Below are 21,157 nucleotides of genomic sequence, written 5' to 3'. Positions count from 1 at the left end.
GGCCACGCCCGTCGCCCGGCGCCGCGGCGTGGCCGTCGCGCCAGCAGTCGGCCGCCCACTCCGCCGCGTTGCCGTGCATGTCGACGAGCCCGAAGGCGTTCGGCGCAAAACGGCCGACCGGCGCCGTGTAGACGGCATCGTCGCGGCACGGCACGAACAGGGTCGGGCCGCGCCCGGCGAGCGCGTTGCGCAGCGTCAGGTCGGCCGCGTTGGCGTAGCCGCACATCGCCGCCGCGTCGTCGCCGAAGTGATAACGAGGCGACGCCCCCGCCGTCGTGACGCCGCGTGCCGCGTATTCCCACTCGGCCTCGCTCGGCAGCCGGTAGGCGCGGCCCGTCTGCTGCGACAGCCACGCCGCATAGGCCTCGGCGTCGTGCCAGCCGACGCAGACGACCGGATGGTCGCCGGCCTGCGCAAATCCCGGATCGCGCCACGAACGGCCGGCACGCGCCTCCACGTTGCCGTCCTCCAGCGTGTAACAGGAGGACGCCGTCGGTCGCCCGGTCGCCGCCACGAAGGCGGCGTACTGTTCCACCGTCACCTCGGTGCGACCCACAGCGAAAGGCTTGGCGATCGCCACGGTCTGGACCGGCCCCTCGTTGGCGGTGCGCTGCGGCTCGGTGTCGGGCGAGCCCATGCCGAAGCGCCCGGCCGGCACCACGACCATCTCGGGACAGCCGGCGCAGTCGGTGAAGCGGTCACCGGGCTCCAGCGCGCGCTCCTGGGCGTCCGTCAGCGGCCCGGCGAGAACTTTCGGCGGCGGCGCGAGGCCGACGGCGGGCAGCGGAGACGGAGCACTGTCGCGCGGCGTCGCCGGCGGAACCGGGGGCGCCACCGCCGCGACGTGATCACGTCCCTCGGCCGGCGATCCCGTCGCTCGCGCGGCCGGAGCGGCGCCCGCCTCGCCGCCCGCCAGAAAGACGTCGCCGCCGACGATCTGATCATAATAGGCCGGAAACTGGTCGTAGCCGACCGCCCGGGTCATCGCGACGACGCGCCGGCGCGTCTCGGTCGCCACCGCCTTGAGGTCGAGCCCCGGCGTCTTCAGCGTCTCGGCGAAGACGCGGGTGAACACGGAGTTCGGATGCGGGTCGTCCGGCCCGAGCCGGTCGAGCGCCGACTGGCCGAAGCCGGCCGCGTAGATCGAGAACAGCCCTTGTGCCGAAGCCCCGGGCAGAAGGCCCCGCGCGGCGCCGACGGCGCGGCGGTCGCTGCCCTGCAGGGGGTTGTCGCGGCAGGCGTCGAGCACCACGATCGACACCCGGGCGCCGGCCTGCACCAGACGCTCGACGACGCTCGCCTCGGCGATCGCGTGCTCGGCGAGCCGCCCCTCCTCGCCGCGACCGGCCGCGCGCGGCGCCGGGATGTCGGACGGCAGCAGATAGTTGGCGCCCGCGAGCGCGACCCCGTGGCCGGCGAAATAGACGAACGCCGTGTCGTCGCGCCCGACCCGGACGGCGAGGTCGGACAGGCGGTCGACCAGGGTGCGGCGGTCGGCATTGGCGACGAAGATCACCTCGAAGCCGAGACCGGCGAGCGTGGCGCGCATCAACCGGGCGTCGGCGACGGCGTTGCGGAGCTGCCGCTCCGGTCCGAGATGGACGTAGGCGTCGTTGCCGATCACCAGCGCGACGCGCCGATCGGGCGCCGCCGACGCGGCGGTCCAGCCGATCGTCACAACGGCGACAGCGACGGCGACGGCAGTCGCCGTTTCGGCTATCCGCCGTCGGTAGAGCGAGCGAAGCGCAGTCGTGATCAGCACCCACGACCGCCCCGCGACCTGACACAACCGCATCGGGCGTCTCCTTGCGCGCTCGGAGCAGCTCGCGACGACAGGCCGGCGAGCCGGACGAGCCTTCAGGTATCTGGGGCCCCGCGATCGTCGTGCAACTCCGTAATGGCGCGGAGCAGCGATGGAGGCATGTCGCCCGCCGCGACGCGGGATAAATAACCAAAATAGACTATTAGTTTCACTTTAATTCTCCTTTTACCGGAGGTTGTCACCTTTGATTTGGAATGTGATCCACGCCGCTGCGATCCTGCGCCACCGAAGAGCCCCCCGATGAGCGACGCCGATATCCGTGCCCGCCTGCAGTTCGCCGACATCGACGACGAGACGCGCAGCCTGCTGCGCGAGATGCGCCCCCTCGTCGAGAAGCACCTGCCCGGCATTCTCGATCGGTTCTACACCCAGATCGATCGCTTCCCGGACGCGTCGGGCATGTTCGCGAGCGACGCGCGCAAGCGCCACGCCAAGCAGAAGCAGCTCGAGCACTGGGCGACCATCGTCAAGGGCGACTTCAGCGACGACTATGTCCGCTCGGTGAAGCGCATCGGAGAGACCCACAACAAGCTCGGCCTGGAGCCGCGCTGGTACATCGGCGGCTACAGCTACGTGATGGTGCGGCTCGTCGCGATGATCGAGACCGAGTTCAAGGACGGCTGGCTCGGATCGAACGCGGAGCGCCGCACGAAGCTGATCGGCGCCCTCGTCAAGGCCGCGATGATCGACATGGACTTCGCCATCTCGGTCTATATCGAGGCCGGCGCGCGCGACAAGCGCGAGTCCCTGAACCGGGTGGCATCCGACTTCCAGGCGAGCGTCGGCGGCATCGTCGAGACCGTCTCGTCGGCCTCGCACGGCCTCGAGGACTCGGCCCGCCAGCTCACCCGCACGGCCGAGGACACGCGCTCGCTGGCCCTGACCGTCGCGGCCGGCTCCGAGGAGGCCTCGACCAATGTCGAGACCGTGGCGGCGGCCGCCGAGGAGCTGTCGAGCTCGGTGCAGGAGATCACCCGCCAGGTGCAGGAGTCGAGCCGCATCGCCGGCGAGGCGGTGAAGCAGGCGCAGCAGACCGACGCCCGCATCACGGCGCTGTCGCAGGCCGCCGCCCGCATCGGCGACGTCGTCAAGCTGATCACCAGCGTGGCCGACCAGACCAACCTGCTCGCGCTGAACGCCACCATCGAGGCGGCCCGGGCCGGCGAAGCCGGCAAGGGCTTCGCCGTGGTCGCTCAGGAGGTCAAGGCGCTCGCCGCCCAGACCGCCAAGGCGACCGAGGAGATTTCCGGCCAGGTCTCCGGCATGCAGATGGCGACCACCGACTCGGTGACCGCGATCAAGGAGATCAGCGCGACCATCGGCCAGATCTCGGAGATCGCCGGCGCCATCGCGGCCGCCGCCGAGCAGCAGGGCACGGCGACGCGCGAGATCGCCCGCAACATCCAGCAGGCCGCGGCCGGCACGGCGCAGGTGGCCTCCAACATCAGCGACGTCAACGCCCGCGCCGTCGACTCGGGAACGGCGGCGAGCAGCGTCCACGACGCCGCGCGCTCGCTCGCCGGCGAGAGCGGGCGGCTGAAGAGCGAGGTGTCGCGCTTCCTCGCCTCGCTCACCGGCGGCAAGGCGGCCTGATCTCCGGCGGGGCGGCCACGCGCTCGCCCCACTCGGCCGACCTTGTATGCACGCGCCGCCTACCGGACCGTGCAGGCGTTCGTCGCCACAGCCGCGAACGGTACGCTGCGACCGCTTCGGCGCGGTCTCGCCCCGGCGATCGGCGCTCGTCTGCTCAGCATTCGATCTTTCGCTGATCATTTCCGCGCCGCCTCGCGACGACGCCGCGCGAAGCCCTGCGACGTCAACCTCCGGCCGGTGGCACCGATATTGCTTTTTCGGCGCCTACACCCCCGCTGGAGACGTCAATGCGTTTTCTTCCGTCCTTTCTCTCCCCGGCCCTCCTGCTCGCCGGATCGGTAATCGCCGGACCCATGGTCGCCGGCATGCCGGCGCAGGCCGAATCCGTCGTGCGCTACGGCATCTCGCTCGCCGACATCCCGCTCACCTCGGGTCAGCCCGACCGCGGCGCCGGCGCGTATCAGTTCACCGGCTATACCCTGTATGACCCGCTGGTCGCCTGGGAGATGGACGTCGCCGACCGGCCCGGCAAGCTGATCCCCGGCCTCGCCACGGGTTGGGAGGTCGACGCCGCCGACAAGAAGAAGTGGCGGTTCACGTTGCGCGAGGGCGTCAAGTTCCACGACGGCTCCACGTTCGACGCCGACGCCGTGATCTGGAACCTCGACAAGGTCCTGGACGACAAGGCGCCGCATTTCGACAAGCGCCAGAGCGCCCAGGTGAAGCCGCGCCTCCCCTCGGTCGCGAGCTGGAAGAAGATCGACGCCAAGACGGTCGAGATCACCACCAAGGAGGTCGACAGCTTCTTCCCCTATCAGATGCTGTGGTTCCTGGTGTCGAGCCCGGCCCAGTACGAGAAGCTCGGCCGCGACTGGGACAAGTTCGCCGCGAGCCCGTCCGGCACCGGGCCGTTCAAGCTCGACAAGCTGGTGCCGCGCGAGCGCGCCGAGCTGGTCAAGAACCCCGACTACTGGAACAAGAGCCGCCTGCCGAAGACCGATCGCATGGTGCTGATCCCCATGCCGGAGGCGCTGAGCCGCACCAACGCGCTGCTCGCCGGCCAGGTCGACCTGATCGAGACCCCCGCCCCCGACGCCGTGCCGCGCCTGAAGCAGTCCGGCATGACGATCGTCACCAACGTCACGCCGCATGTCTGGAACTATCACCTGAGCACGCTGCCGGGCTCGCCGTGGACCGACGTGCGGCTGCGCCGCGCCCTCAATCTCGCGATCGACCGCGACGCCATGCTCGAGCTTCTGAACGGGCTCGCCAAGCCGGCCGTCGGCCAGGTCGATCCGTCGAGCCCGTGGTTCGGCACCCCCTCGTTCAAGATCAAGTACGACCTCGCCGAGGCGAAGCGCCTCGTCAAGGAGGCCGGCTACGGCCCCGACAAGCCGCTAGAGACCACGTTCGTGATCGCGCAGGGCGGCACCGGCCAGATGCTCTCGTTGCCGATGAACGAGTTCCTGCAGGAGAGCTTCAAGGATATCGGCATCCAGGTCGACTTCAAGGTCGTCGAGCTGGAGGCGCTCTACACCTACTGGCGCAAGGGCGCCAAGGACGAGATGTCGGCCGGCCTCACGGCCAACAACATCGCCTATGTCACGTCCGATCCGCTCTACGCCATCATCCGCTTCTTCCACTCGGGCCAGGTGGCGCCGGTCGGCGTCAACTGGGGCTTCTACAAGAACGAGAAGGTCGACGCCGTCATCGACGAGGCCAAGCGCACCTTCGACCCGAAGAAGCAGGACGAGCTGCTGGCCGTCGCGCACGCGATGGTGGTCGACGACGCGCCGCTGGTCTGGGTCGTGCACGACACCAACCCGCACGCCCTCTCGCCCAAGGTGAAGACGTTCGTCCAGGCCCAGCACTGGTTCCAGGATCTCACCACCATCGGGATGGAGTGATCACTTTTCGTCGTCCCGGGGCGCCGCGAAGCGGCGAGCCCGGGACCCATACCCCCTGTCCGTCGTGAGCCACCGACGCCGGGCGTATGGATTCCGGGCTCCCGGGCTTGCAGCCCGAGCCCCGGAATGACCGGCACCGAAGCGGCCCTCGACACGCTTCCCGGCGACCGCCGGGCGTTCCGCCGACCGCATAGTCCAAGGAGCACCACCATGAGATCCCGGACTCTCGCTCTCCTCCTCGCCGCCACCCTGCTGACGCCCGTCGTCGCGGTCGCGCCCGCCGCCGCGCAGGGCACGCTGCGCATCGGCATGACGGCCTCCGACATTCCCCTCACCACGGGCCAGACCGACAACGGCGGCGAGGGCATGCGCTTCATGGGCTACACGGTCTACGACGCGCTCGTGGACTGGGACATGTCGTCGGCCGAAAAGCCCTCCGACATCCGCCCCGGCCTCGCCGCCTCGTGGAGCGTCGATCCGACCGACAAGACCAAGTGGACGTTCAAGCTGCGCGACGACGTGACGTTCCACGACGGCTCGAAGTTCGATGCCGCCGCCGTCGTGTGGAACCTCGACAAGCTGCTCGACGACAAGGCGCCGCACTACGATCCGCGCCAATCGGCGCAGGGCCGCACCCGCATCCCCGCGGTCGCCTCCTACCGCGCCGTCGACCCGACCACGCTCGAGATCGCCACCAAGACGCCGGACGCGACGCTGCTCTATCAGCTCGCCTGGATCATGATGTCGTCGCCGGCCCAGTGGGAGAAGGTCGGCAAGAGCTGGGAGGCCTTCGCGAAGACGCCGTCCGGCACCGGCCCGTGGAAGCTCACCTCGTTCGTGCCGCGCGAGCGCGCCGAGATGGTGCCCAACACGGCCTACTGGAACAAGGCGCGGGTGCCGAAGCTCGACAAGCTCGTCCTCGTGCCGCTGCCCGAGGCGAACGCCCGCGTCGCGGCGCTGCGCTCCGGCCAGGTCGACTGGATCGAGGCGCCGGCGCCCGACGCCGTCGACTCGCTCAAGAAGGCCGGCTTCAAGATCGTCACCAACGCCTATCCGCACAACTGGACCTGGCACCTCTCGCGCGTCGAGGGCTCGCCGTGGAACGACATCCGGGTCCGCAAGGCCGCCAATCTGGCGATCGACCGCGAGGGCATGAAGGCGCTGCTCGGCGGCATGATGATCCCGGCGCAGGGCTTCTTCCCGCCCGGCCACCAGTGGTTCGGGTCGCCGACCTTCAAGATCGGATACGACCCCGCGCAGGCGAAGAAGCTCCTCGCCGAGGCCGGCTACGGGCCGGCCAAGCCGCTCGTCACCAAGGTGCTGATCTCGGCCTCCGGCTCGGGCCAGATGCAGCCGCTGCCGATGAACGAGCTGATCCAGCAGAACCTCGCCGAGGTGGGGATCAAGGTCGAGTTCCAGGTCGTCGAATGGAACACGATGATCAACATCTGGCGCGCCGGCGTGAAGCACCCGACCGCGCTCGGCACCACGGCGATGAACTACTCCTATTTCATCCAGGATCCGTTCACCGGCTTCATCCGCTTCTCGCAGTGCAATCTCGCGCCGCCCGCCGGCGTCAACTGGGGCTACTACTGCGACCCCGAGATGGACAAGCTGCTCGACGGCATCCGCAACACCTTCGATCCGGTGGAGCAGACCAAGGTGCTGCGCAAGACGCACGAGAAGATGGTCGACGACGCGCTCTATCTGATGGTGACGCACGACGTGAACCCGCGCGCCATGAGCGCCAAGGTCACCGGCTTCGTCCAGGCCCAGAACTGGTTCCAGGACTTCTCGCCGATCACGATGGCGAAGTGATTGACTCGTCATGGCCGGGCTCGTCCCGGCCATCCACGCCTTCTCTCACGGCATGCCGTCAAGACGTGGATGCCCGGCACAAGGCCGGGCATGACGACCCGGAGATTCGATCATGCTCGCCTTCACGCTGCGTCGTCTGCTCTACGTCACCCCGGTCGCCATCGGGGTCACGGTGGTGTGCTTCCTGCTCGTCCACATCACGCCGGGCGATCCGCTCACCGCGATCCTGCCGGCCGACGCGACCCTCGAGCTGCAGGAGCAGATGAAGGCCGCCTACGGCTTCGACAAGCCGCTGCCGGTGCAATACGCGCTGTGGTTCTGGAAGGTGCTGCACGGCGACCTCGGCAACTCGATCGCGACCGGCCGGCCGGTCGCGACGGAGGTCCTGCGCGCGGTCAAGAACACGCTCATCCTCGCCACCGTCGCGACCATGATCGGCTTCACGTTCGGCACCCTGTTCGGCTTCGTCGCCGGTTATTTTCGCGATTCTTGGCTCGACAAGCTGGCGTCCTTCATTTCCGTGCTCGGCGTCAGCGTGCCGCACTACTGGCTCGGCATGGTGCTGGTGATCATCTTCGCGGCGCAGCTCGGCTGGCTGCCGCCGACCGGCGCCGGACCCGACGGCTCCTCCGACTGGCGGCCCGACGCCGCGCATCTGCGCTACATCATCCTGCCCGCCATCACCATGTCGGTGATCCCGATGGGCGTCATCGCGCGAACCGTGCGGGCGCTGGTCGGCGACATTCTTTCTCAGGACTTCGTCGAGGCGCTGCGCGCCAAGGGCATGAGCGAGTTCGGCGTGTTCCGCCACGTCGTCGTCAACGCCGCGCCGACCGCGCTCGCCGTGATGGGCCTTCAGCTCGGCTATCTGCTCGGCGGCTCGATCCTGATCGAGACGGTGTTCTCCTGGCCGGGCTCGGGCTTCCTGCTCAACGCCGCGATCTTCCAGCGCGACCTGCCGCTGCTGCAGGGCACGATCCTGATCCTCGCGATGTTCTTCGTGATGCTCAACCTCGCCGTCGACGTGCTGCAGACCGCCCTCGATCCGCGCATCAAGCGGGGCTGACGGAGAAAAACCATGGCCGTGACGACCGTCGATTCCGCCCCGGCCCCGGCCGTCGTGGCACCCGTCAAGAAGCTCGGCCGCGGCTACTGGGCCGGCGTGCTGCGCCGCCTCGCGCGCGATCCCGTCGCCGTGACGGCCGCCGTGATCATCCTGCTGATCGTGCTCGCCGCGATCTTCGCGCCCTATATCGCGCCCGCAGATCCCTACAAGAGCTCGATGATCCGCCGCCTGCGCCCGATCGGCACGCCGGGCTTCCCGCTCGGCTCCGACGAGCTCGGCCGCGACATGCTCAGCCGCCTGATCTACGGCGGCCGCCTGTCGCTGGTGATGGGCGTGCTGCCGGTGTTCTGCGCCTTCACGATCGGCTCCCTGCTCGGCATCGCGGCCGGCTATGCGGGCGGCTGGATCAACACCATCATCATGCGCACCGTCGACGTGTTCTACGCCTTCCCATCGGTGCTGCTCGCCATCGCGCTGTCGGGCACGCTCGGCGCCGGCATCCTCAACGCCATCGTGGCGCTCACCGTGGTGTTCGTGCCGCAGGTAACGCGGGTCGCCGAGAGCGTGACGACGCAGATCCGCACCCGCGACTATGTCGAGGCGGCGCGCGTCTCCGGCGCCGGGCCGTTCACCATCGTGCGCGTGCACGTGCTCGGCAACGTGCTCGGGCCGATCTTCGTCTATTCGACGAGCCTGATCAGCGTGTCGATGATCCTCGCCTCCGGCCTCTCCTTCCTCGGGCTCGGCTCCAAGCCGCCCGAGCCGGAATGGGGCCTGATGCTCAACACGCTGCGCACCGCGATCTACACCCAGCCGATGGTCGCGGCACTTCCGGGCGTGATGATCTTCGTCACCTCGATCTCGTTCAACCTGTTGTCCGACGGCCTGCGCTCCGCCATGGAGGTGAAGGCGTGACCGACACCGCGTTCGACACCACGTTTGATCCGGCGGCGCGCGATCGCGGCGGGCCGGCCCAGCCGCTCCTCTCGGTGCGCGGCCTGGTCAAGCATTTCGGCGGCCGCAAGAGCTGGCGCGGCGCCGTGACCGGGGCCGTGCGGGCCGTCGACGGCGTCGACTTCGACATCGCCAAGGGCGAGACGCTCGGCGTCGTCGGCGAGTCCGGCTGCGGCAAGTCGACCACGGCCCGTCTGGTGATGCAGATCATCGCACCCGACGCCGGCGAGATCGTCTTCGACGGCGAGGCGCTCGGCTCGCGCGCTCTCGACCTCACGACCTATCGGCGCGAGGTCCAGATGGTGTTCCAGGACAGCTACGCCTCCCTCAATCCGCGCCTGACCGTCGAGGACACGATCGCGTTCGGGCCGCGCGTGCACGGCGTCGGCAAGCGCGAGGCGATGGGCCGCGCTCACGACCTGCTCTTCAAGGTCGGTCTCGAGCCCGGCCGCTTCGCCGGCCGCTATCCGCACGAGCTCTCCGGCGGCCAGCGCCAGCGCATCAACATCGCCCGCGCGCTCGCGCTGCAGCCGCGCCTCGTGATTCTCGACGAGGCCGTGTCGGCGCTCGACAAGTCGGTCGAGGCGCAGGTGCTCAACCTGCTGCTCGATCTGAAGGCCGAGTTCGGCCTCACCTACATGTTCATCTCGCACGATCTCAACGTCGTGCGCTTCATGGCCGACCGCGTGATGGTGATGTATCTCGGCAAGGTCGCCGAGGTCGGCCCCTCCGACGTGATCTTGAAAGCGCCGAGCCACCCCTACACGGGCGCCCTGCTGGCCTCGATGCCGTCGATGGATCCGGATGCGCGCACGCAGGAGGCGCCGCTCTCCGGCGATCCGCCGAACCCGATCGATCCGCCGCCGGGCTGCCGCTTCCACACCCGCTGCGGCTCCACCTCGGCAATCTGTGCCCATGTCGAGCCGGCGCTCGCCACTGTCGCCGGTACGCACCAGGTCGCCTGCCTGATGGCGCAAGCAGGCTCCGGCCATCCGCAGGCCGCGCCGCTGCAGGAGACCGCCGCATGAGCACCCCGCCCGCCGGCGCGCCCCTCGTGTCCGTCAACGACCTCACCGTCGACTTCGTCGGCGGCGCGAAGAGCGTGCGCGCGGTCGCTGGCGTGGATCTGTCGCTCGGCGCCGGCGAGGTGGTGGCGCTGCTCGGCGAGTCCGGCTCCGGCAAGAGCGTGACGCTGCGCGCCTTGATGCGCCTGCTGCCGGAGAAGCGCGCCCGCATCGGCGGCAGCCTCGTGGTCGACGGCCGCGACGTGACGGCCCTGTCGCGGCGCGAGCTGGCGCGCTTTCGCGGCGGCACCGTCGCGATGATCTTCCAGGAGCCCGGTCTCGCCTTCGATCCGGTCTACCGGGTCGGTGATCAGATCGCCGAAGCCGTGGTGCGCCACGAGGGCGTGTCGCACAAGGCGGGGCGCGCCCGCGCGCTGGAGCTGTTCGAGCGCGTCCGCATCCCCTCCCCCGAGCGCCGGCTCGACAACTTCCCGCACGAGATGTCGGGCGGCATGCGCCAGCGCGCCATGATCGCGCTCGCGCTGGCCTGCCGGCCCAAGGTGCTGCTCGCCGACGAGCCGACGACGGCGCTCGACGCGACGGTGCAGATCCAGATCCTGCTCCTCCTGCGCGAGCTGCAGCGCGAGTTCGGCCTCGCCGTGATCTTCGTCACCCACGACATCGGCGTCGCGACCGAGGTCGCCGACCGCATCGCCGTGATGTATGCCGGCCGCATCGTCGAGCGCGGCGCCTGCCGCGACGTGATCCGCGCACCCGCGCATCCCTACACGCGCGGCCTGCTCGCCTCGCGGGCCGATCACGTCTTCACCAAGGGGGCGCGGCTGGAGACCATTCCGGGCGCGCCGCCCGATCTCACCGCGCTGCCGCCCGGTTGCGCCTTCGCGCCGCGCTGCGCGCAGGCGCTTCCGGCGTGCACCGAAGGCGTTCCGGAGGAGATCGAGACCACCGCGACTCACGTCGCGCGTTGCGTGCTGCTGCGACCGCAGGCGCGAGCGGCAACCGACGCGACCGCAGCGGCTTGACGATCAGCCTCGCGTAAAAGCTGTCGGGACGCGGCGACATCGTGGCGTGTCGATGGCGAGCGCGTGGACGCGATGCGACAGAGCGACGACGCCGTTGCTCTTCGGTCGCACCGGCGTCCGGAATGCGTCCAGACTGCGCCGTCGGTGCGCCTGCACGATTGACTCGTCACGTTCGGGCTCCTCTATCGGTCGCGCGGCTCCACCGTCACCGCCCGTGTCGGCGATGCGGCGACCGCGTGGAAAGTGGAGGAGTTCATGTCCCGGTTGAAAGTCGCTCTCCTGCTCGCCGGCGGCGCCGTGCTCGCGTGCACGCCCGCCTCGGCGCAGTCGCTCGTCAATGTCGGCACGCTGGCGTGCCAGGTGTCGCCGACGGTCGGCTTCGTGCTCGGCTCGAATCAGCAGGCGCAGTGCATCTTCAAGCCCATCCGCGGTCGCCAGCAGGTGTATGCGGGCGCCATCTCGCGCGTCGGCGTCGATGTCGGCGTCAGCCAGGGAAGCCCGGTCGTGTGGAGCGTGTGGGCGCCGCCGATCAAGCGCATCCCGCGCAAGGCGCTGGCCGGCCGTTACTCCGGTGCGTCGAGCTCGCTCGCCGTCGGCGTCGGCCTCGGCAGCAACGTCCTGGCCGGCGGCCCCGGTGGCGTCGTGTCGCTGCAGCCACTGAAGCTGCAGGAGTATGTCGGCGTCAACGTCGCGCTCGGCATCTCCGGCCTGGTCCTGCAGTGAGCCGAATTGCCTTCTGATCCGTTCGTTCTCGATCGGATCGACCAAGGCCGCGGCGCCAGCGCCGCGGCCTTCTTGTTTTCAGACCCAGCGATGCGGCAAACGACGATCGCGACGGAGACGTCACAACAGGCGTGCGTCGATCGTACGGTCGCCCAAGTGCCGTCGCCGTTTGATTTCAGGCGCGTCCGACAACCGCTTCAGATCAGTCGTAACCCCTGCCCGCCCGGCTGCCCTCGTAGGCGAGATCCTGGAACTCCGTCGGAAAGTAGCTTCGCTGGAGGTCGTCGATGATCTCGTCTCGATGGATGATCAGGCCCATCGGCGGCCACCGATCCTCCGTACCGGGGGTTATCGACCGCCACGACGATCTCCCAATCGTCAGCGTCCGCGAGCTGCACCTGCAGCGCTCTGATGACAGCGGGACGCAGCATCGTCAGGGAATGAACCTCGACGGTGTTGCAGCGAAAACCGTAATTGTCGTCGACGACGAGGTAGTCCCCCGCGCCCATCGGATCCGCAGTCCCCAATCCGTCCAACACCTTGGTGATAAGGCCGTAGAGGCTGCCCCATGTCTCTTCTTGCTCGTCGAGCCGATCGTCAGGCATGACCGTCACCCGCCCTTCGGATGCCGCTACGCCCGCGGCAGAGGTACTGCGGCGTCGTGATTCCGATCCGGTACTTTAGGTGCATCCTGGCTGTGTCCGGATCATCTACGACCCCGGACAAGTGCGTACATCAAATTCGCAGAGGGCCCGCCGGAATTCGAATCGGCAGGCCAGCGCGACGTACGGTGATACAGCGGTATCTGATCTCCTCGACACAGAACCCGATGTCGTTCAATCGAGACCGATATCGACGATCTCAGAGTCGGGATTCCCAAGCGTCCAGATCCGGACACGCGTGGTGGCTTTCTCGACCGAACATGTCAGTGCTGGTTCACTCATCACCGTTTCGACGATAACGGTTCGGCTTGGCGTGTTCAAAACGCCGTCGAAGATCAAGACCGGGGCGCGCCTAAGCTCATTCGAAGGGCCCAACGACACCTTCGTCGGTCCGAAGCAGTCGAACTGGCAGGAGAATACGACGCAGTCCGGATTCGACCAACAACTGCCGTATTCACCCATCTCAGGAATGTTGTCGATGCCCGGATCACGGAGGAAAAGAAGGCCATTCATGACCTCCAGATTCTTTATCGTGGCCATCTTCGGTATCCCAGGAATTTAACCCACCACCCTTGCCTGTTGCTGCAGTTCCTGCATTGTGGGTACTCTCTTTCCGGCGGATTCACTGCGGTCGATGGCTGATGATCTCGAATCCAGTCGCCTCGCAATGTCCCGGGCGTGAATGTACCACAGGTGTGGCAGCCGTAAGTATTGCCTATTCGATTCAGTTCGGACCGTTCTGCAGGAGTCAATGGACCACTGTTTCGAGCGGGACTCCATTCAACCGCGAATGGTCCCGGACCGATACCCCTAGCAGTCAGAAAGCTGATTCGTAGATTTGCCTCTCTCGCTTCCGCTTCGTACCGGGTAATGAGGCCGTCGACCGTCTCGTAAGCGCTGGGCGACGGGTTCCATTTTGGATCATATTTTTGGACGCGTGCGATTGCAGCTTCTGCCTGCGCCTGCACCGCCTCGAGTCGAGCGGCTTGGCCCGGCGTCAGCTCGATTCGCTGCCCGTTGATGAGGACCGAACCGGCGGGACGTCGCGATCGGAGACTAGCATATCCGGAACTGGAGACAGTTTCAGAGATCCCGATCTGCTGGGAGTCGAGAACCACCCGAGGGTCGTTTATCCCGGCAGGGGGTTTGGGCTCTTGGCCCGTGTCCGTATTCGCCTCGTGCGACAGATCGCTCCAGTTCTCTTCGCTTGTCCACTGCCCACCTTCGGGATTGCCGGCGGGCACGCGTGGCTGGTTCGGATCGAAGTTGGCCTTGCGGCAGGTCTCGACGTAGCGGCGGAGCGCCGTCATGCAGCGAGCGAAGGCGAGATCGCAGGCCGCCTTCAGCTCGGACTGCCGTGCGCGGTCGACCCGCAGACGTAGGCGCAGCAGCTTCACCTCGACGACGAGCGCGTCGTGAACGATGCGAAAGCGCGCGAGATCGGCCGCGAGAGAGTGTTCGAGCGGCATGATGGACCCGAGCAGTCTCGGGTTCTGATGAAACGCCCCGACGTCCGCTCGTCCTCGCGAAGGCGAGCACCCAGGGGCGACACGGCATGTCGCTCCTGGAGTCCCGCTTGCGCTGGAATGAGCGGAGTGTGGCGCCGATGATCACCGCTCTAAAGCGCCGCGAAGGTGAGCGCGCCGGCCGACTCGAGTGCCAGCTCGAACGTCACCTCGCCGTCGTGCTCGCCGGCGAATTCGAGGCTGGTGATCTGGAACGGGCCCGTCACGATTCCGAAGTCGGGGACGACGAGCTGATAGGTGCGCACCGTGCCGTCGAAGAAGGTCTGACGCAGCAGCGCGTCGGAGGCGGCATCCTTGAACAGGCCGCGGCCCGACACGGCGGCGCGCTTGACGCCGGCGCCGTCGAGGAGCTCGCGCCAGCGGTCGACCGACTCGGCATGCGTGGTGTCGACCGTCTCGGCGTTGAAGGCGAGCCGTCGCGAGCGCAAGCCCGCGACAGTCACGAATCCGGCGCCGTCCTGCACCTTCAGCAGCAGGTCCTTGCCTTTCTGGGCGGCCATGTCGTCTCTCCGATCTGATCAGGATCACGCCGGCTCGGTGACGGCGCGAAAGCGCACCAGGGCGTGATAGGTGCGGCCGTCGGCGTCGCGCCGCACGTCGGCGAGCGAGAAGCGCAGGTTGACGAGGCGGTGGCCGGCGAGCGTCAGGGCCGCGTCGTCGAGCGCCTGCAGGAGCGCGCCGGCGATCACGTGCGCCTCGCGATGGCCGCCCTGGCGCGACCAGGCGTACAGTGTGAGCTGATGCTCCTCGGTCGGCGCCATGTCGCCGGAGACGTCGGTCGCGCGCGCCTCGCCGAGCGTGACGTAGGGAAAGGCGGGACGGCGCGGCGGCTCGTCGTAGACCCGGGCGCCGCCGAGCAGCGCGACGAGCGCGCCGTCGGACGACAGGGCGGCATGCACGGCGCTGCGCAGCGCCACGGCGGCCGTGGACATGGGACGTCTCCGTGATGTGACCAGAAAGGCGGCGTCGAAATCAGTCGATGCGCTCCTCGGCATCGACGATCAGAAACCGGCCGGCCGGGTCGAGATCGCGCACCGCCATCACGCGGAACAGCCGCGCGCCGGCGCGAAACCGGTGGCGCGTCGTGATCTCGGGGCCCGAGCGCAGCAGGATGCGGTGGGTGACGACGGCGCCGGCCGTATCGGCGTCGACCTCGCCGCGGCCGCCGCGCGGCGCGAGCGCCGCCCACAGCGTCGTCACCGCGACGTGATCACGGATGGTGCCGCCGGCGCCGTCGGCGGTCTCCACCGGCGCCTCGAGCACGAGGCGGCGGCGGAGCGTGCCGGGATCGGGCGTCACGGCGCGAGCACCCGGAAGGGGGCGACGAGCGCCGCGATGGTCTGCGGCGGCTGCGCCGGCGCCTCGGTGCCGCGGTGCTCGTAGAGGTGCGCGAGCCACAGCCGCACCGCCTGGACGAGCGGCGCCGGCACCGCGGCCGCGTCGTCGCCATGCCCGACCGTCACGTCGATCGCGATGCCGGCGAGGCGCAGCCCCGGCGCCGGCACGGCGGCGTGCGAGACGCTCACGATGCCGGGCAGCGAGACGGTGTCGAGCCCGAACACGGCGGGGTCGATCGCCTGCGGCATGCCGTCGGCGTCGAAGACGCGCGCCGCGGCCACGCCGCGCAGCGGCGCCGGCAGCACGCGCAGACGCCCGCCCGCCGGCCAGGCGTCGCGCACCAGCCGCCAAGTCTGGGTGATCAACGCCCGCCGGGTCGCGGTCTCGACCAGCCGACGTGCCGCCGCGATCATGCTGCCGATCAGCACGTCGTCGGCGTCGTGATCGACGCGCAGGAAGGTCTTGGCGTCGGCGAGCGTCACCGGCTCGCTCGCCGGACCGGCGAGGAGAATGGCCATGTCGGATCTCCGCTTCAGGTTGACAAAGCGCGCCGGCTGCGGCTCTTCGGGCGCATGCGTCGCCCGCCCGCCCTGCCGTTCACGCTCGCCGGCATCGTCCTCGCGAGCACTGTCCTCACCGGCACGATCTTTCCCGGCGCGCTCGCGCCGGCCGCCGCCATGGTGGCGACGTCGAACGCGCCGCCGCAGCTCGCCCGCCATGTCGTGATGATCGTCGGCTCGCGCGGCACGTCCTGCACGGGCGCGGCGATCGCCCGCGATCTCGTGCTCACCGCCGCGCATTGCGTGCAACCGGGCGCCGACTACAAGCTCGTCAGCTTCGACGCGGCCCGGCAGCCGAAGCTGCTCGACGTCGCCACCATCGCGCGCCATCCCGGATTCGCCATGGCGGCGCTGAACGGCCACCGCGCCACCGCCGACATCGCGCTCCTGAAGCCCGCGGCGCCGCTGCCGGCCACCTTCGTGCCGGCTCGCCTCGCGCCTCCCACGACGGCCGCGGTCGGCGACGCCTTCACAGTGGTCGGCATGGGCCTCGCCGTGCAGGGCGATGGCCGCAGTGGCGGCACGGCGCGCGCCGCCACGCTGGTCGCCACCGGCCGGCCGGGCTCGCTGCAGCTTCGCCTGCACGATCCGGCGACCCGCGGCGAGGCGGCGGGAGCCGGCGCCTGCACGGGCGATTCCGGCGCCCCGGTGTTCGTCGAGACGGGGAACGGCCCCGCCGTGGCCGGGGTGGTGAGCTGGTCGACCGGGCCGAAGCTCGCGGCCGGCTGCGGCGGCCTCACCGGCGTGACGCCGCTGACGAGCTACCGGGCCTGGGTGGTCGACACGGCGCACCGCATGGGCGCCCGCCTCGCCGCGCCGTGAGGCTGGGTCCGCGAGGACGCCGGGAACGAATTCACCTGCCCCGCGTTCTCGTCACGCCGAAGCCTGCCGCCACGGCCTTCCGACACCGACCATTCGCCCTCTCTTTTTGCCCTCGTGCCGCCGCTCGGCGGTCCGGCCTCCCCCACCGGACATGAAAAGAACCACCGAAGCCCCGTGCCGCCCGAGTGACGACGAGCAGTTCCGTCTGCTCGTCGACAGCCTCACCGACCACGCCATCTACATGCTCGATCCGTCCGGCGTGATCACGCACTGGAACACCGGCGCGGAGCGGCTGAAGGGGTATTCGGCGGCCGAGATCCTCGGCCAGCACTTCTCGCGCTTCTACACCCGCGAGGACCGGCTCGCCGGCGCCCCCGTGCGGGTGCTCGACACCGCCCTGCGGACCGGCCGCTACGAGGCGGAGGGCTGGCGCGTGCGCAAGGACGGCTCGCGCTTCTTCGCCTCCGTCGTGGTCGAGCCGATCCGCACCGACGGCCGCCTCGTCGGCTTCGCCAAGATCACCCGGGACATCACCGAGCGGCGGGCCGCCCAGGAGGCGCTGCGCGAGAGCGAGCGCCAGTTCCGTCTGCTGGTGAAGGGCGTCACCGACTACGCGCTGTTCATGCTCGATCCGAACGGCATCGTGACCAACTGGAACGCCGGCGCCGAGGCGATCAAGGGCTACGCGGCCGACGAGATCGTCGGCCAGCACTTCTCGCGCTTCTACACCGAGGAGGAGCGCGCCGCCGGCTTCCCGGCCCGCGCCCTGCAGCGCGCCGCCGACGAGGGCCGCTACGAGGCCGAAGGCTGGCGGGTGCGCAAGGACGGCCGCCCGTTCTGGGCGCATGCCGTGATCGACGCGATCCGCGACGAGGAAGGCGCACTGGTCGGCTTCGCCAAGATCACGCGCGACGTCACCGAGCGGCGCGAGACCCAGCTGGCGCTGCAGAAGGCCGAGGCGCAGCGCGCCCGCGCCCAGAAGATGGAGGCGCTGGGCCAGCTCACCGGCGGCGTCGCCCACGACTTCAACAATCTGCTGATGATCGTCGGCGGCCACCTCAAGACGCTGCAGGCGCTCGCCGCCGGCGATCTGCCGCCCGGCGACCCCAAGGTCGTCCGCGCCGTCGAGGCGATCGGTATCGCGACGCGGCGCGGCAGCGCGCTGACCCGCCAGCTCCTCACCTTCTCGCGACGGCAGACGCTCAACCCGGTCGTGATCAGGATCGACGAGCGGCTCGACGAGTTCCGCGCCATGCTGGAGAGCTCGATCGGCGACGCGACGACGCTCGCCCTGCACGCCGCCAAGGCGACCTGGCCCGTGGAGATCGACATCAGCGAGCTCGAGCTGGCGCTGCTCAATCTGGTCGTCAACGCGCGCGACGCCATGCCGTCGGGCGGCATCGTCACGGTGGTCTGCGAGAACGTCGTGCTGGCCCCGACCGACACGCCGGACCAGCTCGCCGGCGACTTCGTCGCCGTGTCGGTCGCCGACACCGGCACCGGCATCGCGCCCGACGTGCTGCCCCGCGTCTTCGATCCGTTCTTCACCACCAAGCAGGCGCAGCAGGGCACCGGGCTCGGCCTCTCGCAGGTGCACGGCTTCGCCCATCAGTCGGGCGGCACCGTGACGATCACGAGCGTGCTCGGCGCCGGCACCACGGTGACGCTCTATCTGCCGCGCACCGAGGAGCGCCCGCGGCCCGTCGTCGAGTGGTCGGCGGCCGCACCGGAGGGCGGCGCGGCGCTGCTGGTCGAGGACAATCCCGACGTCGCCGAGCTGAGCGCCGCGATGCTGACCGAGCTCGGCTGGCGGGTCGAGCACGTCGGCGACGCCCGCGCGGCCCTCGCGGCGGTCGCGGAGCGCCGCTTCGCGCTGGTGGTCAGCGACGTGGTGATGGCCGGCGAGATGGATGGCTTCGCCCTCGCCCGCACGCTGCGCGCGCAGCAGGCCGGCCTGCCCGTCGTTCTGGTGACGGGCTACAGCGAGGCGGCGGCGCGCGCCCATGCCGAGTTCACGGTGGTGCGCAAGCCCTTCGAGCTCGCGACGCTGGCCAGCGCGATCGAGGCGGCAACCGCCGAGGCCCGGGCGGCACCGAGCAATCTCGTCCAGCTCCGCGCGGCGCGGCGCCGCCACCACGGCGAGGACGAGAGCTGAGTCTTTCCCCGTACGGATTCGACCTGATCACGAACTCGTGCCATCGTCGGCGATCGGCAGATCAGCTCCGGCGCATCGCACAAATGCCTTTCAGCTCTTGTTAACTCAGTTGTTTTCGCCGGGTCCGGCATGTCGACGAGCTGTCATGCTCCGCATCCCGTAGTGGCGAACACGCCACGATGTTAGGAATTGTCGTGTCGCGCGCCGCTGCGGCTCTGGCCGATGCGCGCGCCGTGTGTCATCGTCGGCACAATGCTTGCTTCGCGATTACGACCCTCTCGGGGACGACGTGACATACGAAGTGGCCACGGAAAAAGGAGCACCCCCATGGACCAGTCCGTCACCGCCATCGTCCTGGATGCCATGCCGGTGCTGCTGCTCGCGCTCGCGGTCGTGCTGCTGCCGGCGACGATCGAGCCGCCGACCCGCAAGCAGCCGGTGCGCGCCCGGGCGCCGCAGCGGCGCCGCTGAGCATCGGGCGAGACTCACAATCGCCGCACCTGCGGGCCGGCCCGCGCGCCGCTGGTCAAGGCCGTGACGGCCCAGACCAGCGCGTCGAGCCGGTCGGGCGAGCGGCCCGACGACAGGCCGTCGAGGCCGAAGTCGCACATCTCGTCCTCCAGCGCCGCGAACGCGCCGACATGCTTGACGCGGCCCTGCTCGTAGAGCGCCGCGACCGGCTCGGCCCGCAGCCACTTTCCGCGCGTCGCGTGCACGGCCTTCACGGGCACGGTCGCGTCGACCTCGCGCAGCACCGTCTTCACCATCTCGCCGCCCATGTTCACCTCGGCGACGATCGCGTCGGCATCGAGCCGGCGATAGAGCGCGACCGCCCGGCCCGCCCAGCCGGCGGGCGTGAGGCCGGCCTGCGAGGCATCCTCCAGCACGTAGACGACGCCGCCGGCGCCCCGCCCCGCCGCGACCAGGCCGCAGGCGTCGGCGCCGCGGCGTGACGTGCCCGGCGGATCGAGGCCGACGACGATGCGGGAGAGCGGCGGCGCGGCGCGCACCCGGCACGTCTCGATCAGCGCCCGCGACCACAGCGCATCGGGGCGGTCGTCGATCAGCTCGCCGTCGAGCTCCTGACGCCCGAGCCGCGTGCCCGCGTAGCGGGACACGATCGTCTCCAGGAACACGGGCGACAGGTGATCCCGGTTCGCCGCCGTGCCGGCCCGCGTCACCCGCGTGTACGGATCGGCGAGCAGCCGCCTGATCAGCGGGATCGGGCGCGGCGTCGACGTGATCATCTGGCGCGGCCGGGCGCCGAGGCGCAGACCGAACTGCAGCATGTCGAAGGCGGCCTCGGCATGGCGCCACTTCGCCAGCTCGTCGCACCACGCCGCGTCGAACTGAGGGCCGCGCAGAGAATCCGGGTCGTCGGCCGAGAACACCTGCGCCACCGCGCCGTTCGGCCATTCGAGGCGGCGCCGCGTCGGCACCCACAGCGGCCGCTCGGCGCGCGGCGAGACGCGCAGGAGCCCGGAGGCGCCCTCCACCATCACGTCGCGGGCGTCGCGCTCGCTCTCGCCGATCAGCGCCAGCGCGCCGTAGCGATGCGCCGCATAGGGCGGCGTGCCGGCGACCAGCGCCCGCACCCATTCGGCGCCGAGCCGGGTCTTGCCGGCCCCGCGCCCGCCCAGCACCAGCCAGGTCGTCCACGGGCCGCCGTCGTTGCCGGTCTCGGCGTGCTCCTGATGCGGGTGGGCGAACAGCGCGAAGTCAGCCTCGAGCCTCCGCAGGGCCGTCGTCGGCAGCCCCGCCAGCATCGTCCCGGTCAGCCCGGCCGCGGACGAGCTGCTCAATGCGGCGCGCAAGCACGCGACGGAACTCGTCGATGTCTCGGGGCAGGTCGTCATCGGGATCGCTCGGGACGGGATCGCGCAGGCGGCGCACCTTGGCGAGCGTGTCGGTGAGGCGCTCCAGGCTGCGCACCACCCGCTCGGTGTCGCTCGCCTCGTTTCTCCGCACCGTGGTTCCGCCGGCGCCGGACGGCGCGCGCGGTGCCGTCCGGCTCGCCTCCAGAACGGCGATCTCATGCGCCACCGCCCGCTCGAGCCGCTCGACGAGGCCCGACGTCGACGGCGCGTCTGCCGGCGGCGGCGACTCCGTCGGCGGGCGTGCGGCGGCCGGAGCGCGGCGGGTGCGCGGGCGCCGCACCCTCTTG

General features: G+C 69.9%; 20 protein-coding genes and 1 pseudogene. 11 read left to right on the top strand and 10 right to left on the bottom strand.

All coding sequences use genetic code 11. The features are described from left to right. Nucleotides 1–1,795, bottom strand: a 1,795-nt coding sequence (locus tag CCR97_RS21650; RefSeq protein WP_201159835.1) for an SUMF1/EgtB/PvdO family nonheme iron enzyme, incomplete at its 3' end; no start/stop codon positions are given. Nucleotides 1,796–2,062: 267 nt separating this feature from the next. Here CCR97_RS21650 and CCR97_RS21645 point away from each other — a divergent pair. From CCR97_RS21645 to CCR97_RS21610, 8 genes are all read left to right on the top strand, one after another. After that, a complete protein-coding gene (locus CCR97_RS21645; protein ID WP_111357059.1) occupies nt 2,063–3,415 on the top strand; it encodes a globin-coupled sensor protein in 1,353 nt (450 codons plus the stop codon). 287 nt (nt 3,416–3,702) lie between these two features. Next, the gene (locus tag CCR97_RS21640) at nt 3,703–5,322 is read left to right on the top strand and encodes an ABC transporter substrate-binding protein (protein WP_111357060.1); all 1,620 of its coding nucleotides are present in this window, start codon (nt 3,703–3,705) and stop codon (nt 5,320–5,322) included. A gap of 210 nt (nt 5,323–5,532) precedes the next feature. Continuing rightward, entirely contained in the window at nt 5,533–7,140 is a 1,608-nt protein-coding gene (locus CCR97_RS21635) for an ABC transporter substrate-binding protein (protein WP_111357061.1), read from the top strand. Between the two features lie 112 nt (nt 7,141–7,252). Then, entirely contained in the window at nt 7,253–8,206 is a 954-nt protein-coding gene (locus tag CCR97_RS21630; protein WP_111357062.1) for an ABC transporter permease, read from the top strand. Between the two features lie 12 nt (nt 8,207–8,218). Further along, the gene (locus CCR97_RS21625; protein ID WP_111357063.1) at nt 8,219–9,121 is read left to right on the top strand and encodes an ABC transporter permease; all 903 of its coding nucleotides are present in this window, start codon (nt 8,219–8,221) and stop codon (nt 9,119–9,121) included. After that, nucleotides 9,118–10,188, top strand: a complete 1,071-nt coding sequence (locus CCR97_RS21620) for an ABC transporter ATP-binding protein (RefSeq protein ID WP_111357064.1) — start codon at nt 9,118–9,120, stop codon at nt 10,186–10,188. The genes CCR97_RS21625 and CCR97_RS21620 overlap by 4 nt, the downstream gene beginning before the upstream one ends. Further along, complete coding sequence (locus CCR97_RS21615) at nt 10,185–11,207, top strand: ABC transporter ATP-binding protein (RefSeq protein WP_111357065.1); 1,023 nt, start codon at nt 10,185–10,187, stop codon at nt 11,205–11,207. The genes CCR97_RS21620 and CCR97_RS21615 overlap by 4 nt, the downstream gene beginning before the upstream one ends. 255 nt (nt 11,208–11,462) lie before the next feature. Next, entirely contained in the window at nt 11,463–11,930 is a 468-nt protein-coding gene (locus CCR97_RS21610) for a DUF992 domain-containing protein (RefSeq protein ID WP_111357066.1), read from the top strand. Between the two features lie 197 nt (nt 11,931–12,127). Here the strand turns inward: CCR97_RS21610 and CCR97_RS21605 are convergent, their stop codons facing one another. The 7 genes from CCR97_RS21605 to CCR97_RS21575 all read right to left on the bottom strand — a co-directional run bounded on the left by CCR97_RS21605 (nt 12,128) and on the right by CCR97_RS21575 (nt 15,974). Beyond that, nucleotides 12,128–12,535: a hypothetical protein gene (locus CCR97_RS21605; RefSeq protein WP_146618735.1), complete on the bottom strand. Its 408-nt coding sequence runs from the start codon at nt 12,533–12,535 to the stop codon at nt 12,128–12,130. 231 nt (nt 12,536–12,766) lie between these two features. Continuing rightward, a complete protein-coding gene (locus CCR97_RS21600) occupies nt 12,767–13,132 on the bottom strand; it encodes a hypothetical protein (RefSeq protein ID WP_111357067.1) in 366 nt (121 codons plus the stop codon). After that, nucleotides 13,120–14,061 carry a hypothetical protein gene (locus CCR97_RS21595; RefSeq protein WP_146618736.1) on the bottom strand — a complete coding sequence of 314 codons (942 nt, stop codon included), beginning with the start codon at nt 14,059–14,061 and terminating at the stop codon, nt 13,120–13,122. Before CCR97_RS21595 ends, CCR97_RS21600 begins: the two co-directional genes overlap by 13 nt. A 149-nt stretch (nt 14,062–14,210) precedes the next feature. Continuing rightward, a complete protein-coding gene (locus CCR97_RS21590; protein WP_111357068.1) occupies nt 14,211–14,618 on the bottom strand; it encodes a phage major tail protein, TP901-1 family in 408 nt (135 codons plus the stop codon). 24 nt (nt 14,619–14,642) lie between these two features. Continuing rightward, on the bottom strand, nt 14,643–15,050 hold the full coding sequence (locus CCR97_RS21585) for a DUF3168 domain-containing protein (RefSeq protein WP_111357069.1): 408 nt from the start codon (nt 15,048–15,050) through the stop codon (nt 14,643–14,645). Nucleotides 15,051–15,090: 40 nt separating this feature from the next. Continuing rightward, nucleotides 15,091–15,417: a phage head closure protein gene (locus CCR97_RS21580; RefSeq protein ID WP_201159834.1), complete on the bottom strand. Its 327-nt coding sequence runs from the start codon at nt 15,415–15,417 to the stop codon at nt 15,091–15,093. After that, on the bottom strand, nt 15,414–15,974 hold the full coding sequence (locus tag CCR97_RS21575) for a head-tail connector protein (protein WP_201159833.1): 561 nt from the start codon (nt 15,972–15,974) through the stop codon (nt 15,414–15,416). Before CCR97_RS21575 ends, CCR97_RS21580 begins: the two co-directional genes overlap by 4 nt. 54 nt (nt 15,975–16,028) lie before the next feature. On the opposite strand from CCR97_RS21575, the gene CCR97_RS21570 reads away from it, so the two are divergent. From CCR97_RS21570 to CCR97_RS21560, 3 genes are all read left to right on the top strand, one after another. After that, nucleotides 16,029–16,838: a S1 family peptidase gene (locus tag CCR97_RS21570; protein WP_338049125.1), complete on the top strand. Its 810-nt coding sequence runs from the start codon at nt 16,029–16,031 to the stop codon at nt 16,836–16,838. A 151-nt stretch (nt 16,839–16,989) separates the two neighbouring features. Further along, nucleotides 16,990–18,993: a hybrid sensor histidine kinase/response regulator gene (locus CCR97_RS21565; protein ID WP_111359477.1), complete on the top strand. Its 2,004-nt coding sequence runs from the start codon at nt 16,990–16,992 to the stop codon at nt 18,991–18,993. A 327-nt stretch (nt 18,994–19,320) separates the two neighbouring features. Then, complete coding sequence (locus CCR97_RS21560) at nt 19,321–19,464, top strand: hypothetical protein (protein WP_170146002.1); 144 nt, start codon at nt 19,321–19,323, stop codon at nt 19,462–19,464. A 14-nt stretch (nt 19,465–19,478) separates the two neighbouring features. Here the strand turns inward: CCR97_RS21560 and CCR97_RS21555 are convergent, their stop codons facing one another. Together CCR97_RS21555 and CCR97_RS21550 are read right to left on the bottom strand one after the other, a co-directional pair. After that, a complete protein-coding gene (locus CCR97_RS21555; RefSeq protein ID WP_111359476.1) occupies nt 19,479–20,759 on the bottom strand; it encodes a DNA-packaging protein in 1,281 nt (426 codons plus the stop codon). Beyond that, a pseudogene (locus tag CCR97_RS21550) lies at nt 20,713–21,157 on the bottom strand (hypothetical protein); the annotation flags it as partial. The pseudogene CCR97_RS21550 and the gene CCR97_RS21555, both read right to left, overlap by 47 nt.

This window comes from Rhodoplanes elegans, from assembly GCF_016653355.1.
GTDB lineage: Bacteria > Pseudomonadota > Alphaproteobacteria > Rhizobiales > Xanthobacteraceae > Rhodoplanes > Rhodoplanes elegans.
The sequence above is the reverse complement of the archived record's forward strand: the minus strand, read 5'-3'. Positions and strand labels throughout refer to the sequence as shown.